Source organism: Streptomyces sp. 8L (assembly GCF_020176795.1).
Taxonomy (GTDB): domain Bacteria; phylum Actinomycetota; class Actinomycetes; order Streptomycetales; family Streptomycetaceae; genus Streptomyces.
On record NZ_JAIUKE010000299.1, the window covers coordinates 1 to 15,718 of the forward strand.

The following is a 15,718-nucleotide window of genomic DNA, read 5'->3' on the forward strand; positions in this document are numbered from 1 at the left end:
GCGGAGCCGCGTACGCCCCCCGCTCAGGGAGCCCGTACGCCTTCGAGCAGCGCCCTTGCCTCCGCCGTGGTCAACTCGTCCACCAGCGGCGCGAAGAACTGCCCGGGAGGCGCCGCGTCCAGGGCGGGCCGCTCGCCGCCCAGCCAGTCCGCGTCGAAACCGAGCCGCCACGAGTGCAGGAAGGTCCGCGAACCCGCCTGCGCCGCGGCCTTGTCGAACAGCGGATCGCCGAGCACGGGATGGCCGATCCACGCGAGGTGCACCCGGATCTGGTGCCGCCGCCCCGTCACCGGCCTGACCACCAGAAGCGAGTGCCGAGCCCCCTCGTACACCCGCCGGAAAAGCGTCGTGGACGGATATCTGCGGGTGTCGAGCAGATCCTCCTCGGCCACCCACCACCGGCCCCGGTCCGTTTCTCCGCTGCCGGCGCCCGCGTTTCCCCCGCCGTTTCCCGCAGCGCCCCCGAGGACCCCGTCGGGGCCCTTCTCCCGGTCCGCGCGGATGGACTCGCGCTGCGCCGCGATACGAATCCTGCCCTTGCGGCCCGCGCTCAACGGGAGTTCGACCGTGCCCTCGTCGGGCAGTCCGACCGTCTCCGTCACCACCAGATACGCCTTGTCCACCGTCTGCTTGTTGAACTGCCGGGTCAGACCGCCGTGCCGGGAGAGGTCCTTGGCGAACAGGACGACACCCGACGTGGCCTTGTCGATCCGGTGCACGGGATACAGCTTCTCGCCGGATTCCTGCGCCAATTCCACGATGTCCGTGTCGTGCCGCTCACCCATCACGGAAATTCCGGACGGCTTGTCGAGAGCGAGAATCGCCGCGTCCTCGACAAGGAGCGAAGAACTCCGCAGGTCGTGCCAGTCCCAGTCGGTCGTGCCCATGCTCAGTAGCGTACGCTGCGCGGTCCCACCCTCCCGGCGCCGTGCTCCGCCACCCTGCGCAGCAACTCCCGGTCCGCGGTGGCCACCAGGCACGGCCGTCCCTCGGCGCCCGCGGCAGCAGCCAGCTCCACGATCAGGTCGTCGCCGCTGCCGGGCGCCGACTCCACTCGTACGCCGGGCACCGACTCCACCCCGCGCGCCGCGCCCTCGACCACCAGCACCGTCGTGAGCGGCCCCGGGTGGCCGGGCACCCCGCGGCCCTCCGCTGCGGCGGCGGACAGCGCGTCGCGCAGCCGCTCCGCCGCGCCGCGCCGGTCGCGCCACCACCCGTCGGGGACGGAGCCGACCACGTTCGCACCATCGACAATCAAGAGGGTCGCCACCCGGCCAGCCTGGCACAAGGACTTCGCGACACCCCCGGGTAGGATCACCTGATTCGTAGACCCCGCCCGCGGCGGGGAGGCGGGAAGCACGGGAAGGTGGTGGCGGCGAGCCATGGCGCTGCGGTCCGCACGGACGTCGAAGAAGGCCGGAGGGCGAGGCCCGGCACCGGCCGCGCCGGAGCCCGCCCCCCGGGTGCGGGGGCGCGGCGCGCCTGCCCGTCCCGGCGACATCCCGAAGCCTGTCGCGGGCGCCTGGCTGGTGCGGGGCAAGGACGGCAGGCTCACCGCCTACGCGCAGACCGGCGACGGCCTGGTGCGCTGGACGGAGACGGGGGTGGGCGCGGCGCACTGGACGGGCCCCGACCGCCTCCCGCTGCCCCACAAGGGCGCCGTGCTGAGCATGGCCGCCACCCAGAGCGCCGAGGGCTACGTCCACCTCGTCGCGATCCGCCGCCGCCCCGCGCCCGAGGGCGGCAAGCCGCCGATCGACCTGATGCACGCGATCCAGTTCCAGACCGGGCGGCCCCTGCGCGACTGGGCCAGCATCGCGAGCCCCTACCGGGACCACACCAAGGCCGCCCGGATGGGCATCCCGGCGGTGGTGACGGACTCGGAGAGCAGCCTGCACGTGTACGTGCAGAACGCCGAGGGCCGCATCTCCTACCGGCAGCAGAACCCCAAGGGCCGCTTCGGGGACTGGGAACGCGCGAGCGTCGAGGGCACCCCCGTCACCGGCCAGGTCCACGCGGCATCGCGCGACGACGGTGTCATCGACATCCTCGGCCCCGCCGCCGGCCGGGTGCTGCACTGGCGGCGCGAGAGACACGACGCGCCGTTCGCCCGGATCGAGGACCAGGAGCCGGCGGGCGCCGTGCTGCCGGGCACCCTGTCGTCGGAGCACACGGGCCCCGGCCGGATCACGTACTTCTGGCGCGACGGAGCCACGAGCCGCGTGCGGGCCTGGCGGCCGGGCGCCGACCCGGTGGACCTCGGCGGCCCCGGCGCCGGCCCGCTGTCCGTCCTGCGCACACCGGTGGACGGCGTGGACTGCACGATCCTCGCCGGGCAGGGCCAGGACGGCCGCCCGGTCCTCGCGGCCTATCCGACCGAGGACGAGGACGCGGGCGCCAACTGGGTCCCGTCCGGTGAACCGTGCCGCGGCACGCCCGCGCTTGCCCTGGACGGCATGGGCCGGGTGGCTCTCGCGGCGATCGGCGAGGACGGGAGCCTGCGCCTCACCCGGCAGAAGCCGGAGGAGGGCCTGGCGCTCGAAGCCTGGACCAGGGTCGCGGGGGCCTGAGCCGCCCGACAGGTTTGCGGCCCGCCCTCGCGGTCATGTCCCTACCCAGGAACGCAGGGCGGGGACCGCACATCCACGGGGGACGGCATGGCGAAGAACGAAGCGGGCGGAGCGCCCATACCGGCCGCGGCTGACACCGCGACGCCTGGCCGGGCGGCCGGCGGCGCCACCGCCGCGCACCCGCTCGGTGTCGGCATCGGCTGGCGCCCCGAGATCGCAGGCGTCATCGACACCCTGCCCGGTATCGACTGGGTCGAGGCCGTCGCCGAGAACCTGTGCGGCCACCGCGACCATCTGCCGGACCCGCTGCGCCGCCTGCGCGAGAGGGGCGTCACGGTCGTCCCGCACGGCGTCGGGCTCGGCCTCGGCGGCGCGGAGCGGCCCGACCCCGGCCGGCTGACCGCCCTCGCGGACCGCGTCGCTTCGCTCGACGCGCCGCTCGTCACCGAGCACATCGCCTTCGTCCGGGCCGGCGGCGGCCCCACCGCGTCCGCGCCGCTGGAGGCCGGGCACCTGCTGCCGGTGCCGCGCACGTGGGACGCCCTGCGCGTCCTGTGCGAGAACGTGCGCGTCGCGCAGGACTCCCTGCCCGTACCGCTCGCGGTCGAGAACATCGCCGCCCTGGTCAACTGGCCCGACGAGGAGATGACGGAGGGCCAGTTCCTCGCCGAGCTCGTGGAGCGCACCGGCGTCCGGCTGCTGATCGACGTCGCGAACCTGCACACGAACCACGTCAACCGCGGTGAGGACCCGGCCGCCGCCCTGGACGAACTGCCCGTCGAGGCCATCGCGTACGTGCATGTCGCGGGCGGGGTGGAGCGCGACGGCGTCTGGCACGACACCCACGCGCACCCGGTGACCCGGCCCGTCCTCGACGTCCTCGCGGAGCTGCGCTCGCGCGTCGCGCCTCCCGGGGTGCTGCTGGAGCGAGACGACGACTTCCCGCCCGGCGCGGAACTCGCCCGCGAGATGGAGGTCATCAGGGCCGCGACCGGGGCGACGGGCCAGGGCGGCGCCGCGCTGCCGAGGCCCGCCGCCGGGCGGCCGGCCGGCACGGCCGCCCGCGAGCGGCTCGCCCGCGCGCAGAGCGCCCTGCTCGCCTGCCTGGTGGCGGGAGCGCCGGTGCCCGACGGCTTCGACGCCACCAGGCTCGGGGTGCAGAGCAGGGCGCTCGCCGGAAAGCGGGCCTCCGTCGTGGCGCGTACGGCGCCCGAACTGCCGCGGCTGCTCGGCGACGCGTACCGGCCGCTGTTCCTCGCGTACGCGGCGGGGCGCCCGATGCGCGACGGTTACCGCAGGGACGCGCTCGACTTCGCGGAGCACCTCCTCGGCGCCAGGGCCCCCGAGGACGCGCGGGTCCGCCGCGCGCTGTCGGTGTGGTGGCAGGAGCGGGCGGGCACCCGACCGCCCCGCCGTTCGACCCGTCTCGTCAGGGCGGCGCGGGCGGCGTTCGCCGCGCGCTGACCCACCGGACGCACCGGACGCACCGGGTTCAGCGGGCGCGCCGGACACGAGCCGGCGTACCGGGGGAGCGCGGGCCCCGCACACTTCGCGCGCTCCCGCACGCCGGGCGGTGCCATCGGGTGGCAGCGGCGCGCATCGGAGTCACGCCGCCCGACACCGGGGGCGCGTCCTTGGGAATGCCGGGCGCCCCCGTTGATGATCGCCTCCCACCGCCCGAAGGGAACGCGATGAGAGCAGTAGTGACGTACGGGGCGCTGGCGGCGCTCGGCTCCCTGGCCCTGACGGCCGTCGTGGTCGCGCCGGCCGGCCACGCGGACGCGGCGGGCCCCGCGAGCGCCGCCCACCGGCCGGCGGACTCCGCGAGGCCGCCGTACGAGACCGCCGGCGTGGGCGAGTCCGCGGCCGGCACCGCGACCGCCCTCGCGACCTCCCCGGCCGAGACCCGCGGAGTCGTGCTGGCGGCGCACCGCGCGGCGGTGGCCGGCATCGCGTTCGGGACCTGCCCGGAGGAGGAGATGCTGCCGAAGCCCGTCACCTGCGGCACCGTCACCGTCCCGCTCGACTACGCGCATCCCGACGGCCGCACCATCAAGCTGACCGTGAGCCGGGTGCCGGCGCGGGGCAAGGCGGCCGAGCGCCAGGGCGCGTTCGTCTACAACCCCGGCGGTCCCGGCGCCTCCAGCATGTCGTTCCCGATGGCGGGGGACCTGCCGGAGTGGAAGAAGATCGCGGCGGCGTACGACCTGGTCGGCTACGCGCCCCGCGGCGTGGCCCGGTCCGCGCCCCTGTCCTGCGAGGACCCGAAGGAGTTCGCGAAGGCGCCCACCGACGCCCCCGAACACCCGTCGGCGGCCTACAAGCGCGCGCGGATCGCCGAGGCGAAGGCGTACGCGCGGGGATGCGCCAAGAACGCGGGAGACGCGCTGTCCTTCTACACGTCGGTCGACAACGCGCGCGACCTGGACGTGCTGCGCGCCGCGCTCGGCGAGAAGAGGCTGACCTTCATGGGCGCCTCGTACGGCACCTACTTCGGCGCGGTGTACGCGACGCTCTTCCCCTCGCACGTACGGCGCATGGTCTTCGACTCGGCGGTGGACCCGGACCCGTCGCAGATCTGGTACGGCGACAACATGGAGCAGTCGGCGGCCTTCGAGCGGCGCTGGGCGGACTTCCGCACCTGGGTCGCGTCCCACGACGACGTCTACGGCCTGGGCCGTACGGCGGCGGCCGTGCAGCGCAGCTACGAACTGGTCAAGGCACGTGTCGCACGCGAGCCAGCGGGCGGGAAGGTCGGCCCTGGCCAGCTCCAGGCCGCGATGCTGTCGGCGGGCTACTACGACGACTACTGGGCGATGCGCGCGACGGCGCTGTCCGCGTACCTCAAGGGCGACCCGAAGCCGCTGACCGACCAGGCGGCGCCGCCGACCCAGCCGCTCGCCGCGCGGGACGCGGAGAACGCGAACGCCGTGTACACCGCCGTGGAGTGCAACGACGCGCCGTGGCCGACCCGTTGGCGGGACTGGGACCGCGACAACACCGGCCTCGCGCGCACCGCGCCGTTCGAGACGTGGGCCAACGCCTTCATGAACCTGCCGTGCGCGTACTGGGCCGCGCCCCACCGGCAGCCGGTCGACGTGCGGACGGCTCCCGGCCGGCTGCCGCCCACGCTGATCCTCGCGGCGCAGCGCGACGCCGCCACGCCGTACGCGGGGGCGCGGGAACTCCAGCGGCGGCTGTCCGGCTCCGCGCTGGTGACCGAGCGGGACGCGGGCACGCACGGCATCGCGGGAGGCCCCAACGCGTGCGTCAACGCGTACGTCGACGACTATCTGCTGACCGGCAGGACCCCGGACGGCTCCGCCTCCTGCGCGCCGCACGCGCCGCCCCACCCGGTGTCGCTGCCCAGCGGGAAGGCGCTGCCGCCCGCGAGGTGACGGACGGGAGCCACCGGCCGCGGCGCGCCGGGCGGGGCCGCGTGGCCCCTCCCGCGCGCCCTCCGGGCGTTACGCCAGACCCGCGACCAGGTCCGCGACCGACTTGCGGCGGCCGGTGAAGAACGGCACCTCGAGGCGCACGTGCCGGCGCGTCTCGGAGCCGCGCAGGTGCCGCATCAGGTCGACGATGCGGTGCAGCTCGTCCGCCTCGAACGCGAGGACCCACTCGTAGTCTCCGAGCGAGAACGACGACACCGTGTTGGCCCGCACGTCCGGGTAGTCGCGCGCCATCATGCCGTGCTCCATGAGCAGGCGGCGCCGCTCGTCGTCCTCCAGCAGGTACCACTCGTACGACCGCACGAAGGGGTACACGCTGACGTAGTCCCGCGGCGTCTCGTCCGCGAGGAACGCCGGGACGTGCGACTTGTTGAACTCGGCGGGCCGGTGCAGCGCCATGTTCGACCAGACCGGCTTGAGCGCGCGGCCGAGGCGCGTGCGGCGGAAGCGGTTGTAGGCGTCCTGGAGCTCGTCCGACGTCTCGGCGTGCCACCAGATCATCACGTCGGCCTCGGCGCGCAGCCCCGAGAGGTCGTACGTGCCCCGCACCGTGATGTCCTTCGCGGCCAGCTGGTCGAAGAGGTCCTGGACCTCCTCCGCGTAGCCCGACCTGTCCTCGGGCAGCACGTCGCGCAGCTGGAAGACGGACCACAGCGTGTACCGGACGACCTCGTTGAGGTCCCGTGCCTTCTTGCCCGCGTTGGGGGTCTTCTCCGGAGAGGGTGAAGCAGTCATGCGCCCATTCTCGCTCGCCACGCCGACGGCCCCCGCCCAGGGGTCGCCCGCACGCCGGGAAGCCGCTCCGCGCTAGGCACGCCCGGTGATCTCGTCCGCCGCACGCGTCGCGCTCGCGACCGTGGCGGGCACCCCCACGCCGTCGTAAGCGGCCCCGCACAGCCGCAGGCCCGGCAGCGCCGCGACCGCGTCCCGGATGCGGGCCACCCGCGCCAAGTGGCCCACCGGGTACTGCGGCAGGCCGCCGATCCACCGGGTGACGCGGGTGGCCACCGGGCCCGCCGCGAGGCCGACGGCCGCGCCGAGGTCGCGCAGCGACGCGTCCACCAGCTCGCCGTCCTCCCGCTGGAGCTGCTCCTCCTCGCCGTACCTGCCCACGGACGTCCGCAGCACGAACAGGTCCCGCGCCGCGCGCTCGACCCACCCCCACTTGCGAGTGGAGAACGTCGCCGCCTTGATCGTCCGGCCGTCCACCGGCGGTACGAGGAAGCCGCTGCTGTTGTCCGGCAGCGAGGTGACGTCCGCCCGCCGGAACGCCATCGTGACCAGCGCCATCGACGCGTACTCGATCTCCGAGAGCTCCGCCGACGCCTTGGGCGCGACGTCCGCGAGCAGCGCGGAGGCGGACCAGGCGGGGGTGGCGAGCACCACCGCGTCCGCCGTCAGCACCTCCTGGTCGGTGCGCACGTGCCAGCCGTCCGCCGCGCGCGACAGGCCGAGGACGGGCGTCCGCGTGCGGATGTCGCCGCCGCCCGCCCGTACCGCGTCCGCGACGGCACCGGGAAGCCTGCCGATCCCGCCGTCGATCCCGGCGAACACCGGGCCGCCCGAGGGCCCCGACACGCCCGACGGCGCGGGGGCCGCGGCCTGCTGTGCCGAGGCGCTCTGGAGCGAACCGACCGCGTCGAGCAGCGAGCCGTGGCGCTTCGCCGCCGCGTACAGCTGCGGCACCGCGGCGCGCATCGAGATCCGGTACGCGTCCCCCGCGTACACCCCGCCGAGCAGCGGCTCGACGAGCCGGTCCACGACCTCCCGGCCGAGCCGCTCCGCGACGTACGCGCCGACCGCGACGTCGTCGCCGACCTCGCCGGGCGGCAGCGAGCGCTCCCCGGCGATCCTGGCGAGCCCCTCGGGCGACAGCAGGTCCGCGAGCGCCGCGGGATCGCCCGGCACGCCCATCACATGGCCCTTCGGCATGGGCCGCAGCGCGCCGCGCGTCCACACCGACGACGTCGTCGCGTTCGGTGCGGTGAGCCGGCCGCCGAGGCCGACCGCGCGGGCCAGCTCCACGCCCTCGGGGCGGCGCGCCAGCATCGACTCGGCACCGAGGTCGACGGGCGCGCCCTCGATCTCGCCCGCGCGCAGCTTGCCGCCGAGCCGGTCGGTGCCCTCGAGGACGGTGACGGAGGCGCCGGAGGCCAGCAGCCGGTGCGCGGCGGCGAGCCCCGCGATGCCGCCCCCGACGACCACGACACGCCCGGGAGAGGCGCCCGGAAGGCGGTCGCTGTGCGTGGCTTGCGTACTCGACTCCATGGCGCACACTCTCTCAAACCGGCCGGGGCGCCCGCGCGCCGCGTAGCGTTCCGACCAGCCCCGCCAGGGGCGGACATGGAGCGAAGGGGCGTGCGATGGCGGCGGAGCGCATGGTGGTGGTCGGAGGCGACGCGACGGGCATGTCGGCCGCGTCGCAGGCGCGCAGGCTCAAGAGTCCGGACGAGCTGGAGATCATCGCCTTCGAGCAGGGCCACTTCACGTCGTACTCCGCCTGCGGCATCCCCTACTGGGTCGCGGGCGACGTGTCCGGCCGCGACGCCCTGGTGGTGCGCACACCCCACGAGCACGCGGAACGCGGCATCGACGTCAGGACGCGGACCGAGGTGCGCGAACTCGACGTGGCCGGGGGGCGGGTGCTCGCCCGCGACCTGGAGACCGGCCGGGAGAGCTGGACCGGCTACGACAAGCTCGTCCTCGCGACGGGCGCGCGTCCGCTGCGCCCGCCGCTGCCCGGCATCGACGCGCCGGGCGTGCACGGCGTGCAGACCCTCGACGACGGCCAGGCGCTCCTCGACACGCTGGCGGAGTCGAAGGGGCGGCACGCCGTCGTCGTGGGCGCGGGGTACATCGGCGTCGAGATGGCGGAGGCGCTGCTGCGCCACGGGTACGAGGTCACCGTCCTGCACCGCGACGAGCAGCCCATGTCGACGCTCGACCCCGACATGGGGGCGCTGGTCCGCGAGGCCATGGCCGGTATGGGCATCACGGTGACGGGCGGCGCGGCCGTCACGGAGATCAGGACGGGCGCGGACGGCCGGGTGCGCGCGGTCGCGACGGCGGACGCCGAGTACCCGGCGGACGTGGTGGTGCTCGGCCTCGGCGTCCGGCCGCGCACCGAACTCGCCGAGGCCGCCGGGCTGCCGCTCGGCGATTCCGGCGGTCTGCTCACGGACCTGTCGATGCGGGTACGGGGCCACGACGCCATCTGGGCCGGCGGCGACTGCGTGGAGGTCCTCGACCTGGTGTCCGGCCGCACGCGGCACATCGCGCTGGGCACGCACGCGAACAAGCACGGCCAGGTCATCGGCGCGAACGCGGGCGGCGACTACGCCACGTTCCCCGGCGTGGTGGGCACGGCGGTGAGCAAGGTGTGCGACCTGGAGATCGCGCGTACGGGCCTGCGCGAGAAGGACGCGCGCGCGGTCGGGCTGCGGTTCGAGACGGTGACGGCCGAGTCCACGAGCCGTGCGGGCTACTTCCCGGGCGCGCGGGCGATGACGGTGAAGGTGATCGCGGAGCGCCTCACCGGCCGGCTGCTGGGCGTGCAGATCGTCGGCGGCGAGGGGGCGGGCAAACGCGTCGACGTGGCGGCGGTCGCCCTGACGGCGGGGATGACGGTGGACGCGATGACGGCGCTCGACCTCGGTTACGCGCCCCCGTTCTCGCCGGTCTGGGACCCCGTCCTGGTGGCGGCCCGCAAGGCTGTAGGGAAGCTGCGGCAGACGTCCTGAACGGCTTGCGCCCCACGTCACTCACCGCGGCGCGGGGTGGCCGCGAGCCGGGATGTGCGGGTCGGTGCGCGCGGTGGAGCGGGGTGCAAGGCGCCCGTTCCCGGGGGCGGTTGCGCCTGCTCCCGTATGTGGTTCGGCGGAGGCCGCCGGTAAACCCGCCGTGCTCAGGGCGTGTTGCGATCCGGGATCACCGGACGCGGCGAACGGGGCCCGGGGCGGCCCGCGGCCGGCCCGCCGATCACCCTGCCGGAGCGAACAGTTGGTGTACACCCCCTTGACGGCCACTTTGGTCTAGTCCAACTATGGTCTGCGCGTTCCCGGTTGGCCCCACCCTCCGGCCGGCGCGCTTCTCAGGCGTCCCCACAGCCATCGAAAGGTGCATCACCATGCGCAGACTCCGCCCTGCCGTCATCGGGCTCGCCGCCACCGCGCTCGCCGCGTCCGGCGCCTTCGCCGCGTCGGGCACGGCGACCGCCGCGGGTTCCACGACCTTCGCCCCGTACACCGACATGTCGAACAACCAGGAAGGGCTGCTGGACACGGCGATCACGCAGCACGGCGTGAAGTCCTTCACCGCGGCCTTCGTCATCGGCTCCGGCTGCAACGCCATCTGGGGCGACACGCTGCCCGTCGGCGGCGACTCCTACACCGACCCGCTGATCAAGAAGGCGCAGTCCGAGGGCGCGTCCGTCATCGTGTCGAACGGCGGCGCCGCGGGCTACCCGCTCGGCTGGACCTGTACGGACGAGAGCGCCATCGAGGCCGGCTACCAGAAGATCATCGACTCCTACGGTGTGAAGTCCCTGGACTTCGACATCGAGGGCGGCGCGGTGGCCGACCAGACCTCCGCCACCCGCAACTGGACGGCGATGAAGAACCTCAAGGCCGCCAACCCGGGCCTCACCGTCTCGGCGACGCTGCCCGTCCTGCCCAGCGGCCTCACCCAGGACGGCGTCAACATCCTCAAGTCCGCCAAGACCGCGGGCCTGAAGCTGGACGTCGTGAACGCCATGACCATGGACTACTACCAGGGCGACCAGGACATGGGCCAGGCCGCCATCAAGGCCGGTCAGGCGACGCTGGCGCAGATGCAGTCCGTCGACTCCAGCTACAGCTACGCCAATCTCGGCATCACGCCGATGATCGGCACCAACGACGACGGCTCGACGTTCACCCTCGCCGACGCCACCACCGTCAAGAACTGGGCGTCGAGCAACGGCGTGGGACGCCTCTCCCTGTGGTCCGAGAACCGGGACCAGGCCTGCTCGGGCGGTGGCGGCGGCGCCGCCTCCTCGACCTGCAGCGGCGTCTCGCAGAACCAGTTGGCCTTCACCGACGCCCTGAAGTAACCGGCGCACGGGGGCGCAGGCCCGTCCCCCGGGGGGGCGGCCCCCCCCGCCCCCCCGGGGGGGGGGGGGGCGGGGGGCCCGGGGGGGGCGGGGGGGGGGGCGCGGCGGCCGGTCCGGCGCGCGGTCAGCGCGCGGAGCGCTCGTGGACGAACTCGACAAGGCGCGTCAGCGCGTCGGGGTCCGTGCTCGGCATGACGCCGTGCCCCAGGTTGAAGATGTGCCCCTCCAGGCCGGCCGCCGCGTCGAGCACCGCCCGCGCCTTCTCCTCGACGGCCGGGCGCGGCGCGAACAGCACGGTCGGGTCCAGGTTCCCCTGGAGCGCCTTGCCGGGGCCGACCCGGCGCGCCGCCTCGTCCAGCGGCACCCGCCAGTCGACGCCGGCCAGGTCGGCGCCCGCCTCGCCCATCAGGCCCAGCAGTTCGCCCGTACCCACACCGAAGTGGATGCGCGGCACGCCGTACGGCGCGACCTCCGCGAAGACCTTCGCCGACGCCGGCAGCACGTAGCGCCGGTAGTCCTCGGGGGCCAGAGCGCCCGCCCACGAGTCGAACAGCTGGACCGCGCTCGCGCCCGCCTCGATCTGCACCCGCAGGAACGCCCCGGTGATCACGGCGAGCCGGTCCACCAGGTCCGCCCAGAGCTCCGGGTCGCCGTACATCATCGCCTTGGTGCGCTCGTACGTCCGCGAGGGACCGCCCTCGATCAGATAACTCGCGAGCGTGAACGGCGCGCCCGCGAACCCGATGAGCGGGGTGGCACCGAGCTCGTCCGTGAGCAGGCCGACGGCCTCGGTGACGTACCGGACGTCGTCGGGCGTGAGCGGGCGCAGCCGGTCCAGGTCGGCGCGGGTGCGCACCGGCTCGGCGATGACGGGTCCGACGCCCGGCTTGATGTCGAGGTCGACGCCGATCGCCTTGAGCGGCACCACGATGTCGCTGAAGTAGATCGCGGCGTCCACCCCGTGCCGCCGCACCGGCTGGAGCGTGATCTCCTTGACCAGCTCGGGCCGCATGCACGACTCCAGCATCGGGACGCCCTCGCGCGCCTTCAGGTACTCGGGCAGCGAACGCCCCGCCTGCCGCATGAACCAGACCGGGGTGTGCGGCACGTCTTCACGTCTGCACGCCCGCAAAAAGGCCGAATCGGACGCTGGGGTCTTGGCGGTCTGCCGGCCCGGGGGGCGGTGCTCTTGGCTCACGCGCAGAATCTTCGCACGTGTGGCCAAGCAGGGGGCCCGGCAAGGGTGTCCCTCCCTGCGCGCGGGCCGTGTTCGGCCTACTCTTCCCCGCATGGCCGCGGCTCAGGGACAGTTCTCCGATGATTCGAACGACGCAGGTGACACGGACGGTTCGCCGGGTGCGGCGCTGCCGCCGCCCTTCCGGATCGCGGTGGAGGCACTGCGCGCCGCCCGGCTAAGGCCGGAGGTCGAGATCGAGCCGACGCGGGCCCCGCAGCGGCTGGCGCCGCACGCGTACGCGCTGGAGGCGACCGTCGTCGACGGCGAGGAGGACCTCGCGGACGGCCGTCTCGTGCTGCTGTACGACCCGGCGGGCCACGAGGCGTGGCACGGAACGTTCCGTCTGGTCACGCTCGTGCGCGCGGAACTCGAATCCGAGATGGCGGTGGACCCGCTGCTGCCCGACGTGTCGTGGTCCTGGCTGACCGGCGCGCTGGAGACGCGCGGGCTGGCGTACGGCGAGCCGAGCGGCACCGTCACACGGGCCGGATCGCACTACTTCGGCGGCCTCGCGGAGCGCCGTCCCAGCAGCCAGATCGAGATCAGGGCGTCCTGGACGCCGCGCGAGGGCCATGGCGGAGCGCCGGACGCGGGGGCGCACCTGGCGGCCTGGTGCGATCTGCTGTGCCAGATCGCGGGCCTGCCCCCGGCCACGCACGGGTTCGGCACCACGGGCGCGGCCCTGTCTCGCACGGCGCGGCCCTGTCTCGCACGGTCCGAGCAGGATCGGCGCGGTGGGGCCCGGTCCTGCCCGGCCCGCCGGGGTGAGATCCCGCGGGCACGGCTCCGTCTCGCGCGGCGGGCTGGTCCGTGCGCCGGGAGCGTCAAGGGCGTGCAGCGGGGAGCATGCGGGAGCGGGGGCCTGTCGCGGGCACCCGTACCGGCGACAAGACGCCCCCTACCAGGGGATCAGATGCGGGACAGTCGTTCGCCTGTCCGAATTGCCCCAATTGTTACTCACTAGATCGTGATCTTTCTCTAAAGGCGGATGGGATAGCTGCCGAAGAGGTCAGTGACCCTGTCACGCACGGTTCGCCCCGGCTCACTCCCCCCGGCCGGCCCGTCCCGCACCTTCCCCCCAGGAGGTTTGGTGTCCGTTCTCCTTGAGCAGCCCGCAAGCCTGAACGCCTATCGCCCGAACAAGCCGACGGCGATGGTGGTCGTGGCAGACCCGCGCGTCCGCTCCACCGTCACCCGCCACCTCTGGGCCCTCGGAGTCCGGGACGTCATCGAGGCCTCGTCCATCGCTGAGGCCCGTCCCCGCGTCGCCAGCCCGCGCGACATCTGCGTCGCGGACGTCCACCTGCCCGACGGCTCGGGTCTGACCCTGCTGTCCGAGACGCGCGCCGCGGGCTGGCCCAACGGGCTCGCGCTCTCCGCAGCCGACGATATCGGTGCCGTGCGCAACGCCCTCGCGGGCGGCGTCAAGGGCTACGTCGTCACCGGGACGCGCACCAACATCGGCCACCCCAGCCGGCCGGGCGCCGCCCCGATCGGCGCGGGCGCCCGGATGCACCGCCGCCCGCCCGGCGCCCCGGGCGCACCCGGTCACCCCGGTGGCTACCGTGAGCTGTCGGGCCGCGAGGTCGAGGTCCTCAGACTCGTCGCGGAGGGACAGTCCAACAAGGCCATCGGCGTCTCGATGGGCCTGTCCGCCCTGACCGTCAAGAGCCACCTGGCCCGGATCGCGCGCAAGCTCGGCACGGGCGACCGCGCCGGCATGGTCGCCGTCGCGCTGCGGACCGGCATCATCCACTGACCGCGGCTCCCCGGGGCCCGATGGGCAGGCACCGCCCGCCGCCGGAACGTTCCGTCGGCGGGCGCCGTCCGTTCGGGCGCCGCTGATTCGAGGTCCCTTCGGGGACGGCCCCTCCGGGTCGCCGCGGGCCGGGGCGGTCCGGTCGCTCAGGGCGAGACGTCCTCCAGTCGCCGGCCCGCCGTCTCCTCCGCCCCGAAGGCCGCGGCGAGCGCACCGGCGAGCGCCACCCCGCCCAGCACCGTGAAGACCGCGGAGAGGTGGCCGCCCGCGTACACGGCACCCACTACGACGGGGCCGAGGATCACGCCGAGCCGGTTCAGCGAACCGCCGACGCTGCTGCCGAGGGCGCGCATGCGGGTGGGGAACAGTTCGGGCGTGTAGAGGTACAGGCACACGTTGGAGCCGAAGAAGCACACCGCCGCCAGCGACGTCCACACCAGGACCTGCGCAGGGGTGGCGGCGCCGAGCCCGGCGACGGCCAGCAGCAGGGCGGTGCAGGCGCCCAGGCAGCAGGCGATCGTACGGCGCCGGCCGGCCCGGTCCACCGTGAGGGCGACCACGAGGCAGCCCACGAGCCCCGCGCACGACGTGACCGTGGAGTAGAGCAGGGACGCCGACAGGCTGAGCCGGAAGTGGCTCTGGTAAATGGTGGGCAGCCATGACGTGATGCCGTAGTTGACGAAGTACCCGGTGAACCAGAGCAGACCCACCACCAGGGTCCGCCTGCGGTACCGTCCGCTCAACAGCGCCCGCAGCCCCGACTGTTCGGAGCCCGCGGCAGGTGTCGCGACGGGGGTGGCGCCGGGGGCCGCCTCCGGCACGGGCGGCAGCGGCCCGCCCGTCACGCGCTCCACCTCGGCCTCGATCCGCGCCATCACCGCGCCGGCCTCCGCGTGCCGGCCGCGGTCGGCCAGCCAGCGCGGGGACTCGGGGACCTTCGAGCGTACGAGCAGGCAGAGCAGCCCCGGGAGCGCCGCCACCCCGTACATCCACCGCCAGCCCAGTGCCGGCACCACCCAGGCGGCGACGAGGGCCCCCACGGTCAGGCCGGCCGGGAAGACCAGCTCGTAGAGCAGGACGAACCGGCCGCGGCGGTGGGCGCGCGTGATCTCCGCGATGAAGGTGGCCGCGACGGGGACCTCCCCGCCGATCGCCAGCCCCTGTACGAAGCGCAGCGCCGTGAACAGGCCCGCGCCCGGCGCGAACGCGAGGGCCAGGCTCGTGACGCCGGAGACCGCGATGCACCAGGTGATCACCCTGACTCTGCCGAGTCGGTCCGCGAGCCGTCCCGAGAGCAGCGCGCCCGCGAGCATGCCGGCCGAGCCGACGGTGAGCACGGTGGTCGTCCCCGCGGTGCCCAGGTGCCACTCGCCGCGCAGTTCGGGCAGGGCGTAGGCGATGAGGAGCTGGTCGAAGGCCTCGAAGAAGGTCACCACCCCGACCACCAGGCGCACGGTGACGTGCCAGCGGCACAGGGGGAGTCTCTCGAACCGGGCGGCGATGGAGGCCCGGAGGTCGGTGTCGGGGCGGGCGTCGAGGGTCATACGGGGCCTCCGACTCCGCGGTACGGGGACGGCGGAGTGGCTCGGGCCGTGCCGGGAGGCACGG

At 74.5% G+C, this 15,718-nt stretch carries 12 protein-coding genes and 1 pseudogene; 7 read left to right on the forward strand and 6 right to left on the reverse strand.

The annotated features are described in order from the left end of the window. Positions 1 to 23 precede the first annotated feature (23 nt). Both LCE31_RS23590 and LCE31_RS23595 read right to left on the reverse strand, forming a co-directional pair. Positions 24 to 887, reverse strand: a complete 864-nt coding sequence (locus LCE31_RS23590; protein WP_225017328.1) for an RluA family pseudouridine synthase — start codon at positions 885 to 887, stop codon at positions 24 to 26. Between the two features lie 2 nt (positions 888 to 889). Then, positions 890 to 1,270 (reverse strand): NTP pyrophosphohydrolase, encoded by a 381-nt coding sequence (locus LCE31_RS23595; protein ID WP_225017330.1) that lies wholly within the window; start codon positions 1,268 to 1,270, stop codon positions 890 to 892. A gap of 112 nt (positions 1,271 to 1,382) precedes the next feature. Here LCE31_RS23595 and LCE31_RS23600 point away from each other — a divergent pair, with 112 nt between their 5' ends. From LCE31_RS23600 to LCE31_RS23610, 3 genes are all read left to right on the forward strand, one after another. After that, positions 1,383 to 2,570: a hypothetical protein gene (locus tag LCE31_RS23600; RefSeq protein ID WP_225017332.1), complete on the forward strand. Its 1,188-nt coding sequence runs from the start codon at positions 1,383 to 1,385 to the stop codon at positions 2,568 to 2,570. Between the two features lie 87 nt (positions 2,571 to 2,657). Beyond that, entirely contained in the window at positions 2,658 to 4,034 is a 1,377-nt protein-coding gene (locus tag LCE31_RS23605) for a DUF692 domain-containing protein (protein ID WP_225017334.1), read from the forward strand. 227 nt (positions 4,035 to 4,261) lie between these two features. Then, positions 4,262 to 5,968, forward strand: coding sequence for an alpha/beta hydrolase (locus tag LCE31_RS23610; protein ID WP_225017336.1), 1,707 nt, complete (start codon positions 4,262 to 4,264; stop codon positions 5,966 to 5,968). A gap of 69 nt (positions 5,969 to 6,037) precedes the next feature. Here LCE31_RS23610 and hemQ read toward each other — a convergent pair whose 3' ends face one another. Continuing rightward, positions 6,038 to 6,760, reverse strand: a complete 723-nt coding sequence (hemQ, locus tag LCE31_RS23615; RefSeq protein ID WP_225017338.1) for a hydrogen peroxide-dependent heme synthase — start codon at positions 6,758 to 6,760, stop codon at positions 6,038 to 6,040. A gap of 72 nt (positions 6,761 to 6,832) precedes the next feature. Then, positions 6,833 to 8,293 carry a protoporphyrinogen oxidase gene (gene hemG / locus LCE31_RS23620; protein ID WP_225017340.1) on the reverse strand — a complete coding sequence of 487 codons (1,461 nt, stop codon included), beginning with the start codon at positions 8,291 to 8,293 and terminating at the stop codon, positions 6,833 to 6,835. A gap of 95 nt (positions 8,294 to 8,388) precedes the next feature. Here hemG and LCE31_RS23625 point away from each other — a divergent pair, with 95 nt between their 5' ends. Beyond that, on the forward strand, positions 8,389 to 9,765 hold the full coding sequence (locus LCE31_RS23625; protein WP_225017342.1) for an FAD-dependent oxidoreductase: 1,377 nt from the start codon (positions 8,389 to 8,391) through the stop codon (positions 9,763 to 9,765). Between the two features lie 386 nt (positions 9,766 to 10,151). Next, positions 10,152 to 11,114, forward strand: coding sequence for a chitinase (locus LCE31_RS23630; RefSeq protein ID WP_225017344.1), 963 nt, complete (start codon positions 10,152 to 10,154; stop codon positions 11,112 to 11,114). A 124-nt stretch (positions 11,115 to 11,238) separates the two neighbouring features. Here LCE31_RS23630 and hemE read toward each other — a convergent pair whose 3' ends face one another. After that, positions 11,239 to 12,312 (reverse strand): uroporphyrinogen decarboxylase, encoded by a 1,074-nt coding sequence (gene hemE, locus LCE31_RS23635; RefSeq protein ID WP_225017350.1) that lies wholly within the window; start codon positions 12,310 to 12,312, stop codon positions 11,239 to 11,241. A 91-nt stretch (positions 12,313 to 12,403) separates the two neighbouring features. Here hemE and LCE31_RS23640 point away from each other — a divergent pair. Beyond that, a pseudogene (locus LCE31_RS23640) lies at positions 12,404 to 13,012 on the forward strand (DUF3000 domain-containing protein); the annotation flags it as partial. A gap of 429 nt (positions 13,013 to 13,441) precedes the next feature. After that, a complete protein-coding gene (locus LCE31_RS23645; RefSeq protein ID WP_225017358.1) occupies positions 13,442 to 14,110 on the forward strand; it encodes a response regulator transcription factor in 669 nt (222 codons plus the stop codon). A gap of 146 nt (positions 14,111 to 14,256) precedes the next feature. Here the strand turns inward: LCE31_RS23645 and LCE31_RS23650 are convergent, their stop codons facing one another. Next, positions 14,257 to 15,654, reverse strand: coding sequence for an MFS transporter (locus LCE31_RS23650; RefSeq protein WP_225017360.1), 1,398 nt, complete (start codon positions 15,652 to 15,654; stop codon positions 14,257 to 14,259). Positions 15,655 to 15,718: the final 64 nt, after the last annotated feature.